The following is a 13955-nucleotide window of genomic DNA, read 5'->3' on the forward strand; positions in this document are numbered from 1 at the left end:
GGCATCATCCTACAATCCATTTCGATTGTAATAGAGCCAATAATTAACTTCATGCTTTAGCTTTTCTTCTTGAAGCTTTTCATCACGAATGAACTGCTCTAGCTCATTTGACGTGTATTTACGTTTTTTTACTGTAACCGTAAAAACAAGAAAATTAAAGGTCATTCTTTATGCCTCCTAACTGTAAAATCCGTTTCTCCTTTCAGGTGAGGCCTTTCACCTGCTCATACCAGCGTAACAATGCGGAAAATTTGTTCGTCATTTCGCCCATACCTCCTTAATTAGAATAAAATGTAAACGATTTTTTGGACAAAAAAACCGCAGGAAGAAACAACACCTGCGGTTTAGAAAAAAATCCCATGAATAGAGCATAAAAAACCACAGGTACGTTCAACCTGCGGATCTGTGTGTTAAGCCAATCTTAACCATTGTCCACGTGTGAAGCGGTTGAACGATCATTCAATGAAGTTGTCGATGTACTCTTTAAATGCGTTAATCCAAACAACATGTTGTTCAACCTCCTTATCACACCAAAAATTGTTTACGTCTGAAATTATAACCAACAGTTCTTTACTTGTAAAGGGATAATTTTCTTTTTCATTGAAAATGATGATTCTGTCTATGAAAAAAAGAGGTTGGTATTTATATGGAATTGATTGTTTCAAAAACATTCGCTTGCCGCGGGCATGGTTTCAGTTAATCATAGAAGGGCGCACCGGTAGATCTTCAGCTCTTGCTTTCTCTCGGGCGTCTCATCATGTTGACCATCAACTTGGAAACGTCTGCTTCCGTGAGTGCAATGGCGTGAACTTACGTAAGTACTCGGCCATAACCGTAACGGTCCCATGAATCAACAGAAAAAAGGTTCGGATCATTTTATTTTGATGATCCGAACCTTTTGTATTACGTCTGGCTAGCTCTTTCCCAGTCTCGATTGGCTCTTCATTACTCACTTAAAATGGAATCAAGTAAGCTCGTATCAACAAATCCGTCTAAGTTTGGGTCTTCGTCCATGAATTTCAACTCATAGGAAGCGTCGGCCCATGCTTGAAGGGCATCCGGATACGTGTCGGTTGTAACAGCCATCCGTTCCCACGCTTTATAAAGAACATCTTCAGGTAAACGGTTTTGCGTCAGATCAAAGAGGGCGTCATTGACCGTTTCCAATGTAGCATCCACATCTTCTTGTGCAAATTCAACCGATTTAACATGAGCACGTAAAAACGCTTCGACTTGCTCTGGATGATTTTCTAGAAACTCTCTCGTTGTCACGACGACGACACTTGCAAGTTCTTCCCCTAAAAAGACATCATTCCATTCAGCCACGACATGAGCTCCTAATTCTTCCACAAGGTAAGTTCCCCAAGGCTCCGGGGCAGCTGCAGCATCGATTTGGCCTTGCTCAAACATGGCGACCATATTTGACGGAGCAATTCGTGATTGGTGCTCCACGGTTCCTCCCACACGATTGGACTCTAGTCCGAGCTCTTTTAACATAATTTCAAGCTGTACATTATGGGTACAACCGTTTCCTGGTGTACAGAACGATTTACCGTCAAAGTCATCGAGCGTCTCAATCCCAGATCCATCACGGGCGACAATCAAGGTCGCACCGTTTGTTGCGGATCCGAGAACAACGACGTCCCCTCCAGTTAAATAATAATTAATCGCTGGTCCAGGTCCCACATATCCAATATCAATGCTCCCTGTTGATAAAGCTTCAATAAAATCGTTCCCATTCGGGAAATGGGTGAACTCTACTTTTTCTTCTCCTAGTTCTTCTGCAAAAAAACCTTTCTCTTTTCCAACAATGGCCGCTGCATGATCAAGGTTTGGGAAATAGCCAATGGTTACGTCTTGGTCTTCCTCTCCCGATGTGCTAGAACTTTCTGTACCGCAAGCAGCCAACGCTGTTAAAGCTAGAGCTGCGGTTACTCCTAAAAGCCATTTTCTCATGTTGTGTTCCTCCTCTATGATTTTGCATATCCCCAGCGTGAAAGAACTTTACGCTCAATTGGATTAAAGATTAAATACTCAACGATTAAACCGACAACGGCAATAATCATCATAATTGCAATGACAAGTTCCATGTTAAAAAAATCTCTTGCATCAAGGAGCGTCCGACCTAACCCGCCTCGCCCGAGCAATTCCCCGGCAATGAGAGCACGCCAGCCAAAGGCCCACGCGAGGCGCATACCTGTGAGAGCAGAGGGGATGGAAGCTGGGATCATGACCTTCCATACGAGCTCGGCTCCGCGGTATCCCATCGTTCGAGCGGCTCTAATTAATAAGGGCTGGACATTTTTAATTCCCATCCGCATATTCATCGTCATCGCCCATGTTCCACCTAATACGATAATAGAAATAATGGCCGTATTACCCGTTTGCAGGACGACAAGGGCGATAGGTAGCCAAACGATACTCGGTACAGATTGTAACGCAATGACCAATGAGCCGAGCGTCTCGTCCGCTATTTTCGATAACGCAAGTAAAATCCCAAGACAAGAACCAACCACGACGGCGATAGTAAAGCCGATCGCAATTCGTGATAAACTTTCGAAAGTGGCAACAGTTAAAATCCCCGTTTCAAAGAACCCTTTATAAAGTTCAACAAATGAAAGCAGGGGAGACGGAAACAACCTCGTTTGAAACAATTCTAAACGATAAACGAGTTCCCAAATAAAAAACAGAGCAGCAAAAAAGAGGAGTCTTCTAAGAAGGGTAGCCATCGCCCATCTCCTCCTTCATGACTTTTTCAATTTCACCAGCAAGCTGCTGACTAATTTCTTCTTCAAGCTCGTTGAATATCAGACTATTTGTTTTTCGCGGCCGCTCCATGTTAACCGAAAAGGTACCAATGATGCCTCCTGGCCGGACTCCCATTAAGAAAATTTTGTCGGAAAGTAAGATCGCTTCGCGAATATTATGGGTAACAAAAATGATCGTTTTTTTCGTTTGTTGCCAGATCGCTTGGAGTTCCCGATGAAGCATGGAACGAGTTTGCTCATCAAGAGCACCGAACGGTTCATCCATCAAGAGAACATCAGGATCAAGCGCTAATGCACGAGCAATCGCGACACGTTGCTTCATTCCACCCGAGAGCTCATGGGGATAGGAATGCGTAAACTTACTCAAATGGACAAGCTTTAAGTATTCAAGCGCTCTTTTCTTCGCTTCCTCTTTGTTGTACTGCTTCCGAATCGCAAATACAACATTGTCAAGTACTGTAAGCCAAGGCATTAAAGCAGCTTCCTGAAAGACAACCCCTCGATCAGGGCCGGGTTCAATCACTTTATTTTGACCGACATAAACGGCTCCATTACTTGCTTTTTCTAGTCCCGCAACGATGTTAAGTAGCGTCGATTTTCCGCAACCGGACGGTCCTAATAGGGAGACAAACTCTCCTGAATGAATCTCTAGATTGATGTTTTCAAAGACTTGGTACGACGATTGCTCCTCTTTACCTTCAAACGTTTTCCCTACGTCTTTTATCATGACACTCGCCATTGCCTTCCTCCTGCTCCTACAAACATCTGAACTAACTAATGAAATCAGATGAAAATAGTCGGGTTTTCTTGTCTTAGTATATGCACAACGACAGCAGCTGTCAAATGACGACCATGAGCAAAAGGAGGATGGAAGAGTATGGGATTACCCACTTTAATAATCGACTCTTTTTATGGTAAGATAATACCGCGTGACTAAGAATATTTAGATTTATAGGAGTGCAGAATGACTAGCAAAAAGGACATGCTCGATGTGCTTCGGCACAGTCGACACGATTGGTTGAATGTCATTCAATTAATAAAAGGGTATTTGGCGTTAGAGCGCTACGATCGAATTGAAGAGGTGCTTGAGATAGCAATTCAGCAAGCTTTGAATGAAAGCAAGCTGTCCAATTTATCGATTCCTAACGTCTCCTGCTATCTTTTAACATTTAATTGGCTACAGCCACCGTATACACTTGAGTTTGAAGTAATGGGAGAAGTGACGGATTTGCAGTCGATCGAACAAGAGCTAGAATCGTTAGTTCGAGCTGCGGCAGACTTATTTAAAGCTCATTGTTCATTAGAGCGAGAAAATCATCTGTTGTTAACCTTTCAACTGTTCCCTGATTTCCTGCGGCTTACGTTTGATTTTCAAGGGAAGTTGTGCCGTTTAGAGGAGCTTGAAACGGCGCTTAAGCATGTTCTACAAAAGCGAGAAGATTCCTTTGAACTAAGGGAAGAGGAATGTGTCTTTTCTGTTTGCTTTGAGAAAAAATGAGGTGAAAAAAGGATGTTTGTTGATAAAGTTAAAGTTTACGTCAAAGGTGGAGACGGCGGTAACGGAATGGTTGCCTTTCGCCGCGAAAAATACGTACCTGACGGTGGTCCGGCTGGAGGAGATGGGGGTAAAGGAGGCAGTGTGATTTTTAAAGTGGATGAAGGGCTCCGTACCTTGATGGACTTTCGTTACCAGCGCCACTTTAAAGCCGATCGAGGGGAGCACGGCCGTCCGAAAAACCAGCATGGAAAAAATGCGGAAGATAAAATCGTGCGAGTTCCTCCAGGTACGACCGTGATTGATGAGCAAACAGGTCAAGTGCTTGCTGATCTTACCCATCACGGACAGGAAGCGATTATCGCGAAAGGTGGACGAGGAGGCCGCGGAAATACCCGATTTGCCACTCCGGCCAATCCAGCTCCTGAGCTATCTGAGAACGGTGAACCGGGGGTAGAGCGGGACGTTATTTTGGAGCTGAAAGTGCTCGCTGATGCCGGTTTAGTCGGCTTCCCGAGCGTAGGGAAATCGACCCTTTTGTCAGTCGTGTCATCTGCTAAGCCGAAAATAGCGGAATATCATTTTACGACGATTACGCCTAATTTAGGTGTCGTCAGAGTGGACGATGGAAGAAGCTTTGTTCTCGCTGATTTGCCGGGATTAATAGAAGGTGCTCATGAAGGGATTGGGCTCGGGCATCAGTTTTTGCGGCATATTGAACGAACGCGTGTCATCGTCCATGTGATCGATATGTCGGCTCTTGAAGGGCGAGATCCGTATGACGATTATGTAAGCATAAATGAAGAGTTAAAGGCGTATAATTTACGGCTCATGGAACGACCGCAATTAATTGTCGCCAATAAAATGGATATGCCCAATGCGGCGGAAAACTTAGAGCGTTTTAAGGAAAAGTTAACAGACAACCATCCGATTTTTCCGATTTCTGCTCTGACTCGGGATGGACTGCAGCCGCTACTTCGGGCCATTGTGGATACGATTGAAACGACACCAGAATTTCCGATATATGAGGAGACAGAGACGGAGAGCCGTGTCCTCTATAAACATGAAAAAGAGCAAGACCCATTTGTTATCAGCCGAGCAGATGATGGAGCTTACGTGTTATCAGGTGCGGAAATTGAAAAGCTGTTTAAGATGACTGACTTTTCTCGAGACGAGTCTGTCCGCCGCTTCTCAAGACAATTGCGTCACATGGGGGTTGATGAGGCCTTGCGCCAGCGTGGAGCCAAAGACGGTGACCTTGTTCGCTTACTCGAGTTTGAATTTGAATTTATTGAATAATGGAGAGCTCGCCGTAGGGCGAGTTCTATTTCTTCCAAATAAAATTACTGTTCTCTTTTTGTGATTGTAACCCTCTTCACATAGGAACAAAGTGTAAAGCTAAGTTTTTCTAATCTTTCCGTTTCTGTTGTCAAAAGGTTTCGGCAATTTTATAATAAGATGACAGTGTTTTGTCAAAACGTTTATTTTAGATGGCTTTTAGAATAATTGGTGGTGAAACGATGACGCGCAAGAAATTTTATCTCGTTCGCGAGGATATGTTGACAGAAGCGATGCAAAAGACGCTCGAAGCGAAGGCACTCCTCGAATCGGGAAAAAAGCGAAAAATTAATGAAGCAGTCCATGAAGTGGGATTAAGTCGCAGTGCATTTTATAAATATAAAGACGGAGTATTTCCATTTCATACGATGACAAAAGAAAAGATCATCACGTTATCCATCAACTTAGAAGATCGCTCAGGTAACTTGTCTGCAATGCTAGCAACGGTAGCGGAAGCCGAAGCAAACGTGTTGACGATTAATCAAACGATCCCGCTACAGGGAAGGGCGAACATTACCCTCTCGATCGACACGGCCACTATGTCACTTGAAATCGATGAGTTGGTCGAAAAAATTGAATCGATGGAAGCAGTGGAAAAAGTCGAGCTAGTTGGATCTGGTTCGTAACAGAAAGGTTGGACAGAGGCATGAAGATTGGTTACTTAGGCCCTAGAGGAACGTTCACAGAGATGGCCGTGCAAACGTTATTCGATGATAAGAATGTATTAAAGCCTTATCGGACAATTCCGGATTGCATGGATAGTGTAGCTAACGGAGACATGGATGCAGCGGTCGTTCCAGTTGAAAATGCAATTGAGGGCTCGGTGAACGTCACCCTTGACTATTTGATTCATAAACAGCGCTTAGAAATAGTGGCAGACATCGTCGTTCCGATCTCGCAACATTTTTTAGTGCATCCTAATCAACGGGATAACGAAATCAAAAAAATTCTTTCTCATCCACACGCTGTTGCTCAATGTCATGAATTTTTACGTTCATCCTATCCAGGTGTAGAAATTGAGTACATGACGTCAACAGCCGCAGCCGCCCAGTGGGTAGCAGATCACCCTAACGAACCAGTGGCAGCCATCGCCAATGAGCAAGCAGCCACTTCATACCAGCTAGACATGTTGGAAAAGGACATTCATGATTACGATGAAAACCGGACTCGCTTTGCTGTTTTAGCAAAAGGTAAGCTCTCTTTGCCGCCGTATCAAGTAGAGCCTTATACGAAAAAAACGACGATGATGGTGACATTATCCTCTGATTTTTCAGGAGCGTTGCACCAAGTGCTGTCCGCTTTTGCGTGGCGCAAACTTAATTTGACGAAAATTGAATCTCGCCCGATGAAAACCGGGCTAGGCAATTACTTTTTTATCATCGATGTGGATTGTGAAGCAGATGATGTGTTGATTCCTGGTGTCATGCAAGAGCTGGAGGCCCTTGGCTGTGGTGTCGAGTTACTCGGCAGTTACCCGTGTTTTTTTCACACTAGCTTAAAATTAACAGAAGCGAGCTCCGTATAAGGGCTCGCTTTTTGCTGGATGATACCTAAAAAGAGTTTAATAAGTAGCCTTTTTCCTCTAGAGCACGAATGGCCTCATCTAGAATGGCCTCAGATTCAGCTTCTAACGTGTGCATATGAACACCTTTCGTCAAGGTAGATAACAATGTGCCATTCGATTCCTCCATCCGCTTGCAAAACAGTGCTACATCTTTCCGCGATTTTAAGTGGAGGGAGGCGGTAATGTCTCCATAAACAGGATGATCAACCGTCACATCTTTAATGAGAACGCCGTGATCGACAAGAGTTAATAGCTCGTCCTTCATATCGGCTGGCCCATGCTGGCATGCGACGACGCGCTGTGCTTGTACAGTATTAGCTTCCTTCATGTATATATAGCCTTGAGCTGTCGCGAGAATCGGATGATTCTTTGCTTTGAGTAGTGATACGTCTTGGACGATTACCTGTCTAGACACATTGGTTCGTTTGGCAAGCTCTGCACCTGTTAAAGGTGTGTCGCTTGCTTTTAACCACTTGATTAATAGGCTTCGTCGCTCCTCACCTAATATTTTTTTCTCATCACTCACATCGGTTCACCTTTCCTATCGATTAATTGTTGTAAAAAGTCAATAAAAGCATTAAATTCCTGTTCCGTCGTACTTATCCCAAAGCTGACACGAAAAAACTGATCAGCTTCCTCCTTTGTTCGGCCAATCGCTGCAAAAACCGGATCAGGCTCATGGTGAGAAGAAGAACACGCCGTTCCAGTAGAGATGGCAAATCCTGCTCGGTTCGCCTCAAGCATGACAAATTGTCCTTCCATCCCATGTAACCGTAAGCCAAAATGGTGTTTCAATCGGTTAGACGGATGACCTTCTAGGATCATAGGCCATTCCATCATTTTTTCTTTAAACTGGTGATGGAGTTTCGTAATATGTTGATCGTATGCTGTCCGATGCTGAAAGCTCTCTTCAATGGCAGCGGTAAAGGCAGCGACACTAGGAATATCAACGGTTCCTTGGCGAAAGCCACTTTGCTGGGTAACGCCAGAAAGAAAAGGCTCCCATTGGATCGCAGGATCGATATAGGCGAGGCCGATCCCTTTTGGGCCATTGATCTTATGTCCTGACATTGTTAAGCTGTGAAGCAGCCTAATCGGGACATCAACTTTGCCGATCGATTGGGTACAGTCGCTATGGAAAAGTATATCATAAGTGACTAGTGGTTCGGCAAAGGTTTCGAGCGATTGAATCGTTCCTAGAACACTCTGGCTATGAGCGATTGAGACGAGGATTGTATCCTCTCGAATGGTCTCCATAAGAGCATCAACAGACACTTGGCCGTAACTGTTCACTGGTACATACGAAACGTCAAACTGCTGGGATTCCAAATAGCGGAATGTGCTCAAAACCGAAGGGTGTTCACATTTTGTCGTGATGAGATGCCTCCCTTTCCTGCGGTGGGCGAGGGCAAGGCTAACAATTGTTAAAAAGTTGGCCTCAGAGGCAGAGCCGGTAAAAAAGATTCCTGCTGGATCTATGTGCAAAAGGTTGGCGATTTGTCGTTTGCACTGCTCTAAAATGTTCGATGCTTCGTAGCCAACATCGTGTAAGCTATTCAGATTTCCATAAAATTGTGAGGCGACCGTTACATAAACGTCTTTTACATAGTCTGACATTGGTGTTGTTGCACAATAATCTAAATAAATCATGTTACGATCCCTCCTTTGGTCAATCTCCACTATTTGTTAAGCGATAAAAAACTCTTGTCGCTAGTTTAAATTTGTGTAAATATAGATGTCAAGACATATGTAAATGAGGGGTGTCTAAATTGAGGTGCGATGGAGAGGTCATCATTGTTGGTAGTGGAATTGCTGCAATGATGAGCGCATACCTGCTTCGAAAGTCTTTTCATGTGATCATGATCACAAAGTCTGATGTTTTTGCGAGCAATTCTTTTCTTGCGCAAGGGGGGATCGCCGCCCCAATCGCAGAAGGGGATGATTGGCAGGCCCACACGGCCGATACGTGGAAGGCAGGGGCCGCACATGGCGATGAAACATCGATTGAAATGATGACAAAACATGCGGTGAACATGATCGAATTGCTTGATGATCTAGGCGTCCCGTTTGATCGTGAAGAAAGTGGCGGGTACTCGCTAGGATTAGAAGGTGCCCACGGTACAAGGAGAATCGTCCACGTCAATGGGGCGGAGACAGGAAAAGCGGTCATGCGTGCTTTATGGAAGGCGATAAAAGATGAAATCACACTGTTAGACCGTACATGTGTGTATCGGTTTATAAAAAATAAGGATGAGATTATTGGTGTGGAGACAGACCAAGGGAGTCTCTTTGCTCCTGTAACGATTGTGGCGACCGGAGGATGTGGACAAATGTATTCGGTCACATCGAACGGAAAAGAGGCAACGGGAGATGGGATCGCCCTCGCGTATCGCAGTGGTGCGGCCATTTCAGATGTAGAATTCATTCAATTTCATCCAACCGTTTATGCCGGCAATGAAAAGGAGAAGGGGCTACTCATTTCAGAAGCCGTTCGGGGGGAAGGCGGTCAGCTGATAACTTCTGCTGGTGAGAGGTTGCAATCATTAAAATCGCGGGACGTTGTAAGCCGTGAGATTTTTAGGCAAGAGAGGGAAGGTCATACAGTCCATTTAGATTTAACGGGGATTAGCGATTTTGAAAGGAAATTCCCGGCCCTTTATAAGGGATTAAACAAATCAGATAGAAGAACATTGAAGCCGCGAGTCACACCAGGCGCTCATTTTTTAAATGGTGGAATTTCGGTTGATGCGTGGGGGCAAACGTCGTTGTCTAGACTCTATGCTGTTGGAGAAGTGGCATGCACCGGTGTGCACGGTGCCAACAGGTTGGCAAGCAACTCATTGCTTGAAGGTCTCGTATTTGCTCATCAAGCAGCTACTCACATTCAACAGACGTTTCAACCACTGACAGCTGGATTGTTCGTAGAAAGAGATAAAGCGGAACCACGTTCTTTCAAGTTGCCAACCCGAGAAGACTTACAGAAAAAGATGATGCGTTATGTTGGAATTGAACGTCATGCGAGATCGCTATGGTATATGAATAATTGGTTTCAGCCGTTCTTAGACACTGCTCACTATAATGGGCCATGGCCAGAGCGGGACATGTTTGAGCAGGCAAACATGATATTGCTCGCCAGCCTCATTACACGTTCGGCGGCCATACGGACTGAAAGTCGAGGGGGGCATTTCCGTGCAGACTACCCGAACAGTCAGGATAAGTTTCAACAACTCATCATCGAATGGCAAAATGGAGCCCATATGAAAAGGCAGCGTCCGACGATAAAGGAGTTGAGTCGATGAATCGATTAGCGGTGAAGAGAGCATTGGAGCGTTTTTTTCTAGAAGATGGTTTCAATGGGGATATAACGACCACTGCCATCTTTCCTCCATCTGAAAAATGTGTTGCCCATGTGAAGGCGAAGGCAAGAGGCGTTGTTTCTGGTCTTTCCCTTCTCGAAATAGGATACTGTCTGTTAGATGATCACATTCATGTGGAAGAAAGAGTGAAGGACGGTCAGGAAGTGCGACCAGGAGATGTGATCGCAACGATTCAAGGACCGGTTCATCACGTATTGTTTGGGGAACGTGTCCTATTGAATTTAATTCAACGGATGAGTGGGATTGCAACTGTGACGAGGAAGGCGATTGATACATTGAATGACCCGTCCATTCGAATTTGCGATACACGAAAAACGACACCAGGCTTAAAGTTGTTCGAAAAATATGCAGTAAGGTCAGGGGGAGGTTACAACCATCGCCTCAATTTAAGTGACATGGTGTTAATTAAAGATAACCATATTGCCCAAGCAAAGGGCATTCGTCAAGCAGTGACACAGGCGCGCTCTGTGATTGGACATTCGTTGAAAATTGAAGTGGAAGTGGAAAATCGAGAGCAACTAGAGGAAGCCGTTGATGCAGGTGTCGATATTATTATGTTTGATAACATGCCTCCTCATATCATTAAAGAGTATGTAGCATTAGTTCCAGATGGAATTGTTACCGAAGCTTCAGGAGGAATTTCGTTACAAACAATTGCTTCCTATCGCGGCTGCGGTGTTGACTATCTCTCGCTTGGGTTCATTACCCATTCAGCTCCGATATTAGACTTCACTTTACTTATCGATGAGGAGGGAGAACAATGAACGTTTTCGATACGTTACAACAGTCAAAAAAACTGCCAGACGTGTATCGGCAAATGACACGAGTTGAATTGGAGGAAAGAATTCGCCAGCATAAAGAAAGGCTTGGGAAAAAACTTTTGATGTTAGGCCATCACTACCAGCGAGATGAGGTATTCCAATTTGCGGATCAAACAGGAGACTCACTACAGTTAGCACAGATGGCAGCAAAAGAAAAAGAGGCACAGTTTATTGTTTTTTGTGGAGTTCACTTTATGGCAGAGACGGCTGATCTGTTAACAAGCGAAGAGCAAACGGTGTTACTTCCCGATTTGCGTGCAGGCTGTTCCATGGCCGATATGGCCGATATTCACCAAACCGAAAGAGCGTGGGAGCGATTGCAATTAATGTTTGGTGATACGATCCTCCCGTTGACATATGTGAACAGTACAGCAGCAATAAAAGCGTTTTGCGGTCGGAACGGAGGGGCTACTGTTACTTCATCAAATGCAAAAAAGATGCTGGAGTGGGCGTTCACACAAAAGGAAAGGTTGTTGTTTTTACCGGATCAACATTTAGGTCGGAACACAGCATACGAACTTGGAATTCCTCTTGAGGCGATGGCTGTTTGGAATCCTGAGACTGAACGGTTGGAGACAGATCAGCCGTTAGAGAACATACGGGTGATTCTTTGGAAAGGCCATTGTTCTGTACACGAAAAATTTACGGTGAAACATATCGAACATTTGCGGAAAAATGAACCTGATATGTCGATCATCGTTCATCCAGAATGTACTCACGATGTGGTGATCCATGCAGATGATGCAGGCTCTACCCATTATATTATTAAGACAATTGAGAGCGCTGATTCTGGAACAAAATGGGCGGTAGGAACGGAAATGAACTTAGTCAACCGTTTAGCAAATGAACACCCTGACAAGGAAATCGTTTCCCTCAACCCGACGATGTGTCCTTGTTTAACGATGAATCGCATCGATATTGAGCATTTATGCTGGAGCTTAGATCAATTGGCGGAGGGGATTTTCCAGCATCCGATCAAGGTGGAGGATAAGGATCGGGGACAGGCTCTTTTAGCGTTGCAGCGCATGCTCGATCGAGCTTAGATGAAAAGTTCACGATGATTGTCGTGAACTTTTTTCATTTCATTTTCAAGAGAAACGTTCGTAAGGTGTGTTTTCCGAAGAAAAAGTTAGAAACGAAGGATTTTGCAAGAAGACAAGCTTTTCTCCTGAAAAAAATCGAACCTTGACACATATTTTTGATCAAGGCGACATAAAGTTTGCTGAGATAGATTGTTACCGGCGCCTTTGTCACATCATGTCAGAAATTTGATAGTGGCGATTTGCCCAATACTGCATAGGATGATGACTATAGGAGGGAGTGTAACGTGAAAATTCATATTGTGCAAAAAGGGGACACCTTATGGAAGCTGGCCAAAAAGTACGGAGTGGATTTTGAACAGCTAAAGGCAGCAAATAGCCAATTAGCGAATCCCGATATGATCATGCCTGGGATGAAGATCAAAATTCCGACAGGAAGCGTGCCAGTGAAAAAAGAAGGACCACACGTTCAGGTGAAAGAGCAACCGGTGCAACCAATCCATCCGAAAGAAGCACCGACTCCACCACCAACTCATGTCATGCCGCAAATGCCAACGATGCCCCACCCAAAAGTGACACAGGAAGCAAAAGTAACGGAAAAAACGCAAAATATGTATGAAACTCATTTGAACTTTAATTATTACGGACAGCCGAAACCGCCTGTGGCACCGATTCCGAAACCACCAAAGAAGGAGATGCCCAAAAAGGAAATCCCTAAAAAGGAGGTACCAAAGAAGGAGATGCCTAAAAAGGAAATGCCTAAACAGAAAGTGACACCGAAAGAATTTCCGAAAAAAGAGATGCCAAAAAAAGAAATGCCGAAGCCTACTCCGCCTCCTCCAAAACCGAAGCCGATGCCGATGGTGACCGCACCTGTCCATAAACCGATGCCAAAACCGAAACCAATGCCTGTACAAATGCCTATGCATATGCCAGTGAGTAAATGCGTTCAACCTCAATGGCAACCGGTGAGTCCATTAATGCCAGGATGTAGCCCAGGTCCTGTTCATGGAATGCATAGTCCACATGGAATGTACCCAACGATGCCCCAAATGGATTTTGGCCACCACGAGTGGACACCTGATATGATGCCACCGTCAACGTGGGGTCACCCAATGCAACAACAATGGCCGCAGATGGATCAAAACGTGCATCCGCAACAATGGCCGCAAATGGATCAAAACGTGCATCCGCAGCAATGGCCGCAAATGGATCAAAACGTGCATCCGCAACAATGGCCGCAAATGGATCAAAACGTGCATCCACAGCAATGGCCGCAAATGGATCAAAACGTGCATCCACAGCAATGGCCACAAATGTCTCAGCAACCAATGCAACCGCAAATGATGCCATTTGGCACACAGCCGCAACAAATGCATGGAATGGGACATTCTCCATATGGAATGATGCCAGGTTCTGGACAGGGATGGGGAGCGCCAAGTCAATTCAGTGATTATGAAGTGCCAAATCAGTATCGGGAAGAAGATGACTACGAAGATTGACAGTCACTCCAGTAACTAACAGACTAAAGAGAGCCTCCTTAAGCCAGTCT

General features: G+C 44.7%; 15 protein-coding genes. 9 read left to right on the forward strand and 6 right to left on the reverse strand.

Features of this window, described 5'->3' with window-relative positions; all coding sequences use genetic code 11:
• Positions 1-9 precede the first annotated feature (9 nt).
• Complete coding sequence (locus E2L07_RS07175; RefSeq protein ID WP_010897375.1) at positions 10-165, reverse strand: YrzI family small protein; 156 nt, start codon at positions 163-165, stop codon at positions 10-12.
• Between the two features lie 456 nt (positions 166-621).
• Between E2L07_RS07175 and E2L07_RS07180 the strand changes: the two genes are divergently transcribed.
• Positions 622-849, forward strand: a complete 228-nt coding sequence (locus E2L07_RS07180; RefSeq protein ID WP_134229244.1) for a hypothetical protein — start codon at positions 622-624, stop codon at positions 847-849.
• 96 nt (positions 850-945) lie between these two features.
• Here the strand turns inward: E2L07_RS07180 and E2L07_RS07185 are convergent, their stop codons facing one another.
• The 3 genes from E2L07_RS07185 to E2L07_RS07195 are packed head-to-tail and all read right to left on the reverse strand — an operon-like array spanning position 946 to position 3507.
• Positions 946-1956: an aliphatic sulfonate ABC transporter substrate-binding protein gene (locus E2L07_RS07185; protein WP_134229245.1), complete on the reverse strand. Its 1011-nt coding sequence runs from the start codon at positions 1954-1956 to the stop codon at positions 946-948.
• Between the two features lie 14 nt (positions 1957-1970).
• On the reverse strand, positions 1971-2729 hold the full coding sequence (locus E2L07_RS07190) for an ABC transporter permease (RefSeq protein ID WP_134229246.1): 759 nt from the start codon (positions 2727-2729) through the stop codon (positions 1971-1973).
• Entirely contained in the window at positions 2713-3507 is a 795-nt protein-coding gene (locus E2L07_RS07195) for an ABC transporter ATP-binding protein (RefSeq protein ID WP_134229247.1), read from the reverse strand. The genes E2L07_RS07190 and E2L07_RS07195 overlap by 17 nt, the downstream gene beginning before the upstream one ends.
• A 225-nt stretch (positions 3508-3732) precedes the next feature.
• On the opposite strand from E2L07_RS07195, the gene E2L07_RS07200 reads away from it, so the two are divergent.
• The 4 genes from E2L07_RS07200 (at position 3733) to pheA (ending at position 7126) form a co-directional block, all read left to right on the forward strand.
• Positions 3733-4266, forward strand: coding sequence for a sporulation initiation phosphotransferase B (locus tag E2L07_RS07200; protein ID WP_010897380.1), 534 nt, complete (start codon positions 3733-3735; stop codon positions 4264-4266).
• A gap of 12 nt (positions 4267-4278) precedes the next feature.
• On the forward strand, positions 4279-5562 hold the full coding sequence (obgE, locus tag E2L07_RS07205) for a GTPase ObgE (protein WP_134229248.1): 1284 nt from the start codon (positions 4279-4281) through the stop codon (positions 5560-5562).
• A gap of 221 nt (positions 5563-5783) precedes the next feature.
• A complete protein-coding gene (locus tag E2L07_RS07210) occupies positions 5784-6227 on the forward strand; it encodes an ACT domain-containing protein (RefSeq protein ID WP_053431606.1) in 444 nt (147 codons plus the stop codon).
• A 20-nt stretch (positions 6228-6247) separates the two neighbouring features.
• On the forward strand, positions 6248-7126 hold the full coding sequence (gene pheA, locus E2L07_RS07215) for a prephenate dehydratase (RefSeq protein ID WP_010897383.1): 879 nt from the start codon (positions 6248-6250) through the stop codon (positions 7124-7126).
• A gap of 25 nt (positions 7127-7151) precedes the next feature.
• Here pheA and E2L07_RS07220 read toward each other — a convergent pair whose 3' ends face one another.
• Positions 7152-7691 carry a transcription repressor NadR gene (locus E2L07_RS07220; RefSeq protein ID WP_010897384.1) on the reverse strand — a complete coding sequence of 180 codons (540 nt, stop codon included), beginning with the start codon at positions 7689-7691 and terminating at the stop codon, positions 7152-7154.
• Positions 7688-8815, reverse strand: a complete 1128-nt coding sequence (locus E2L07_RS07225; RefSeq protein ID WP_134229249.1) for an IscS subfamily cysteine desulfurase — start codon at positions 8813-8815, stop codon at positions 7688-7690. The genes E2L07_RS07220 and E2L07_RS07225 overlap by 4 nt, the downstream gene beginning before the upstream one ends.
• A 119-nt stretch (positions 8816-8934) precedes the next feature.
• Here E2L07_RS07225 and E2L07_RS07230 point away from each other — a divergent pair, with 119 nt between their 5' ends.
• The 4 genes from E2L07_RS07230 to safA all read left to right on the forward strand — a co-directional run bounded on the left by E2L07_RS07230 (position 8935) and on the right by safA (position 13905).
• On the forward strand, positions 8935-10464 hold the full coding sequence (locus tag E2L07_RS07230) for an L-aspartate oxidase (RefSeq protein WP_053431604.1): 1530 nt from the start codon (positions 8935-8937) through the stop codon (positions 10462-10464).
• Complete coding sequence (gene nadC / locus E2L07_RS07235; protein ID WP_134229250.1) at positions 10461-11306, forward strand: carboxylating nicotinate-nucleotide diphosphorylase; 846 nt, start codon at positions 10461-10463, stop codon at positions 11304-11306. The genes E2L07_RS07230 and nadC overlap by 4 nt, the downstream gene beginning before the upstream one ends.
• A 53-nt stretch (positions 11307-11359) precedes the next feature.
• Positions 11360-12406, forward strand: a complete 1047-nt coding sequence (gene nadA, locus E2L07_RS07240) for a quinolinate synthase NadA (RefSeq protein ID WP_420897793.1) — start codon at positions 11360-11362, stop codon at positions 12404-12406.
• A gap of 284 nt (positions 12407-12690) precedes the next feature.
• Positions 12691-13905 (forward strand): SafA/ExsA family spore coat assembly protein, encoded by a 1215-nt coding sequence (gene safA / locus E2L07_RS21495; RefSeq protein WP_208401995.1) that lies wholly within the window; start codon positions 12691-12693, stop codon positions 13903-13905.
• Positions 13906-13955: the final 50 nt, after the last annotated feature.

Origin of the sequence: Halalkalibacterium halodurans, from assembly GCF_004376175.1 — a bacterium.
Taxonomy (GTDB): domain Bacteria; phylum Bacillota; class Bacilli; order Bacillales; family Bacillaceae_D; genus Halalkalibacterium; species Halalkalibacterium halodurans.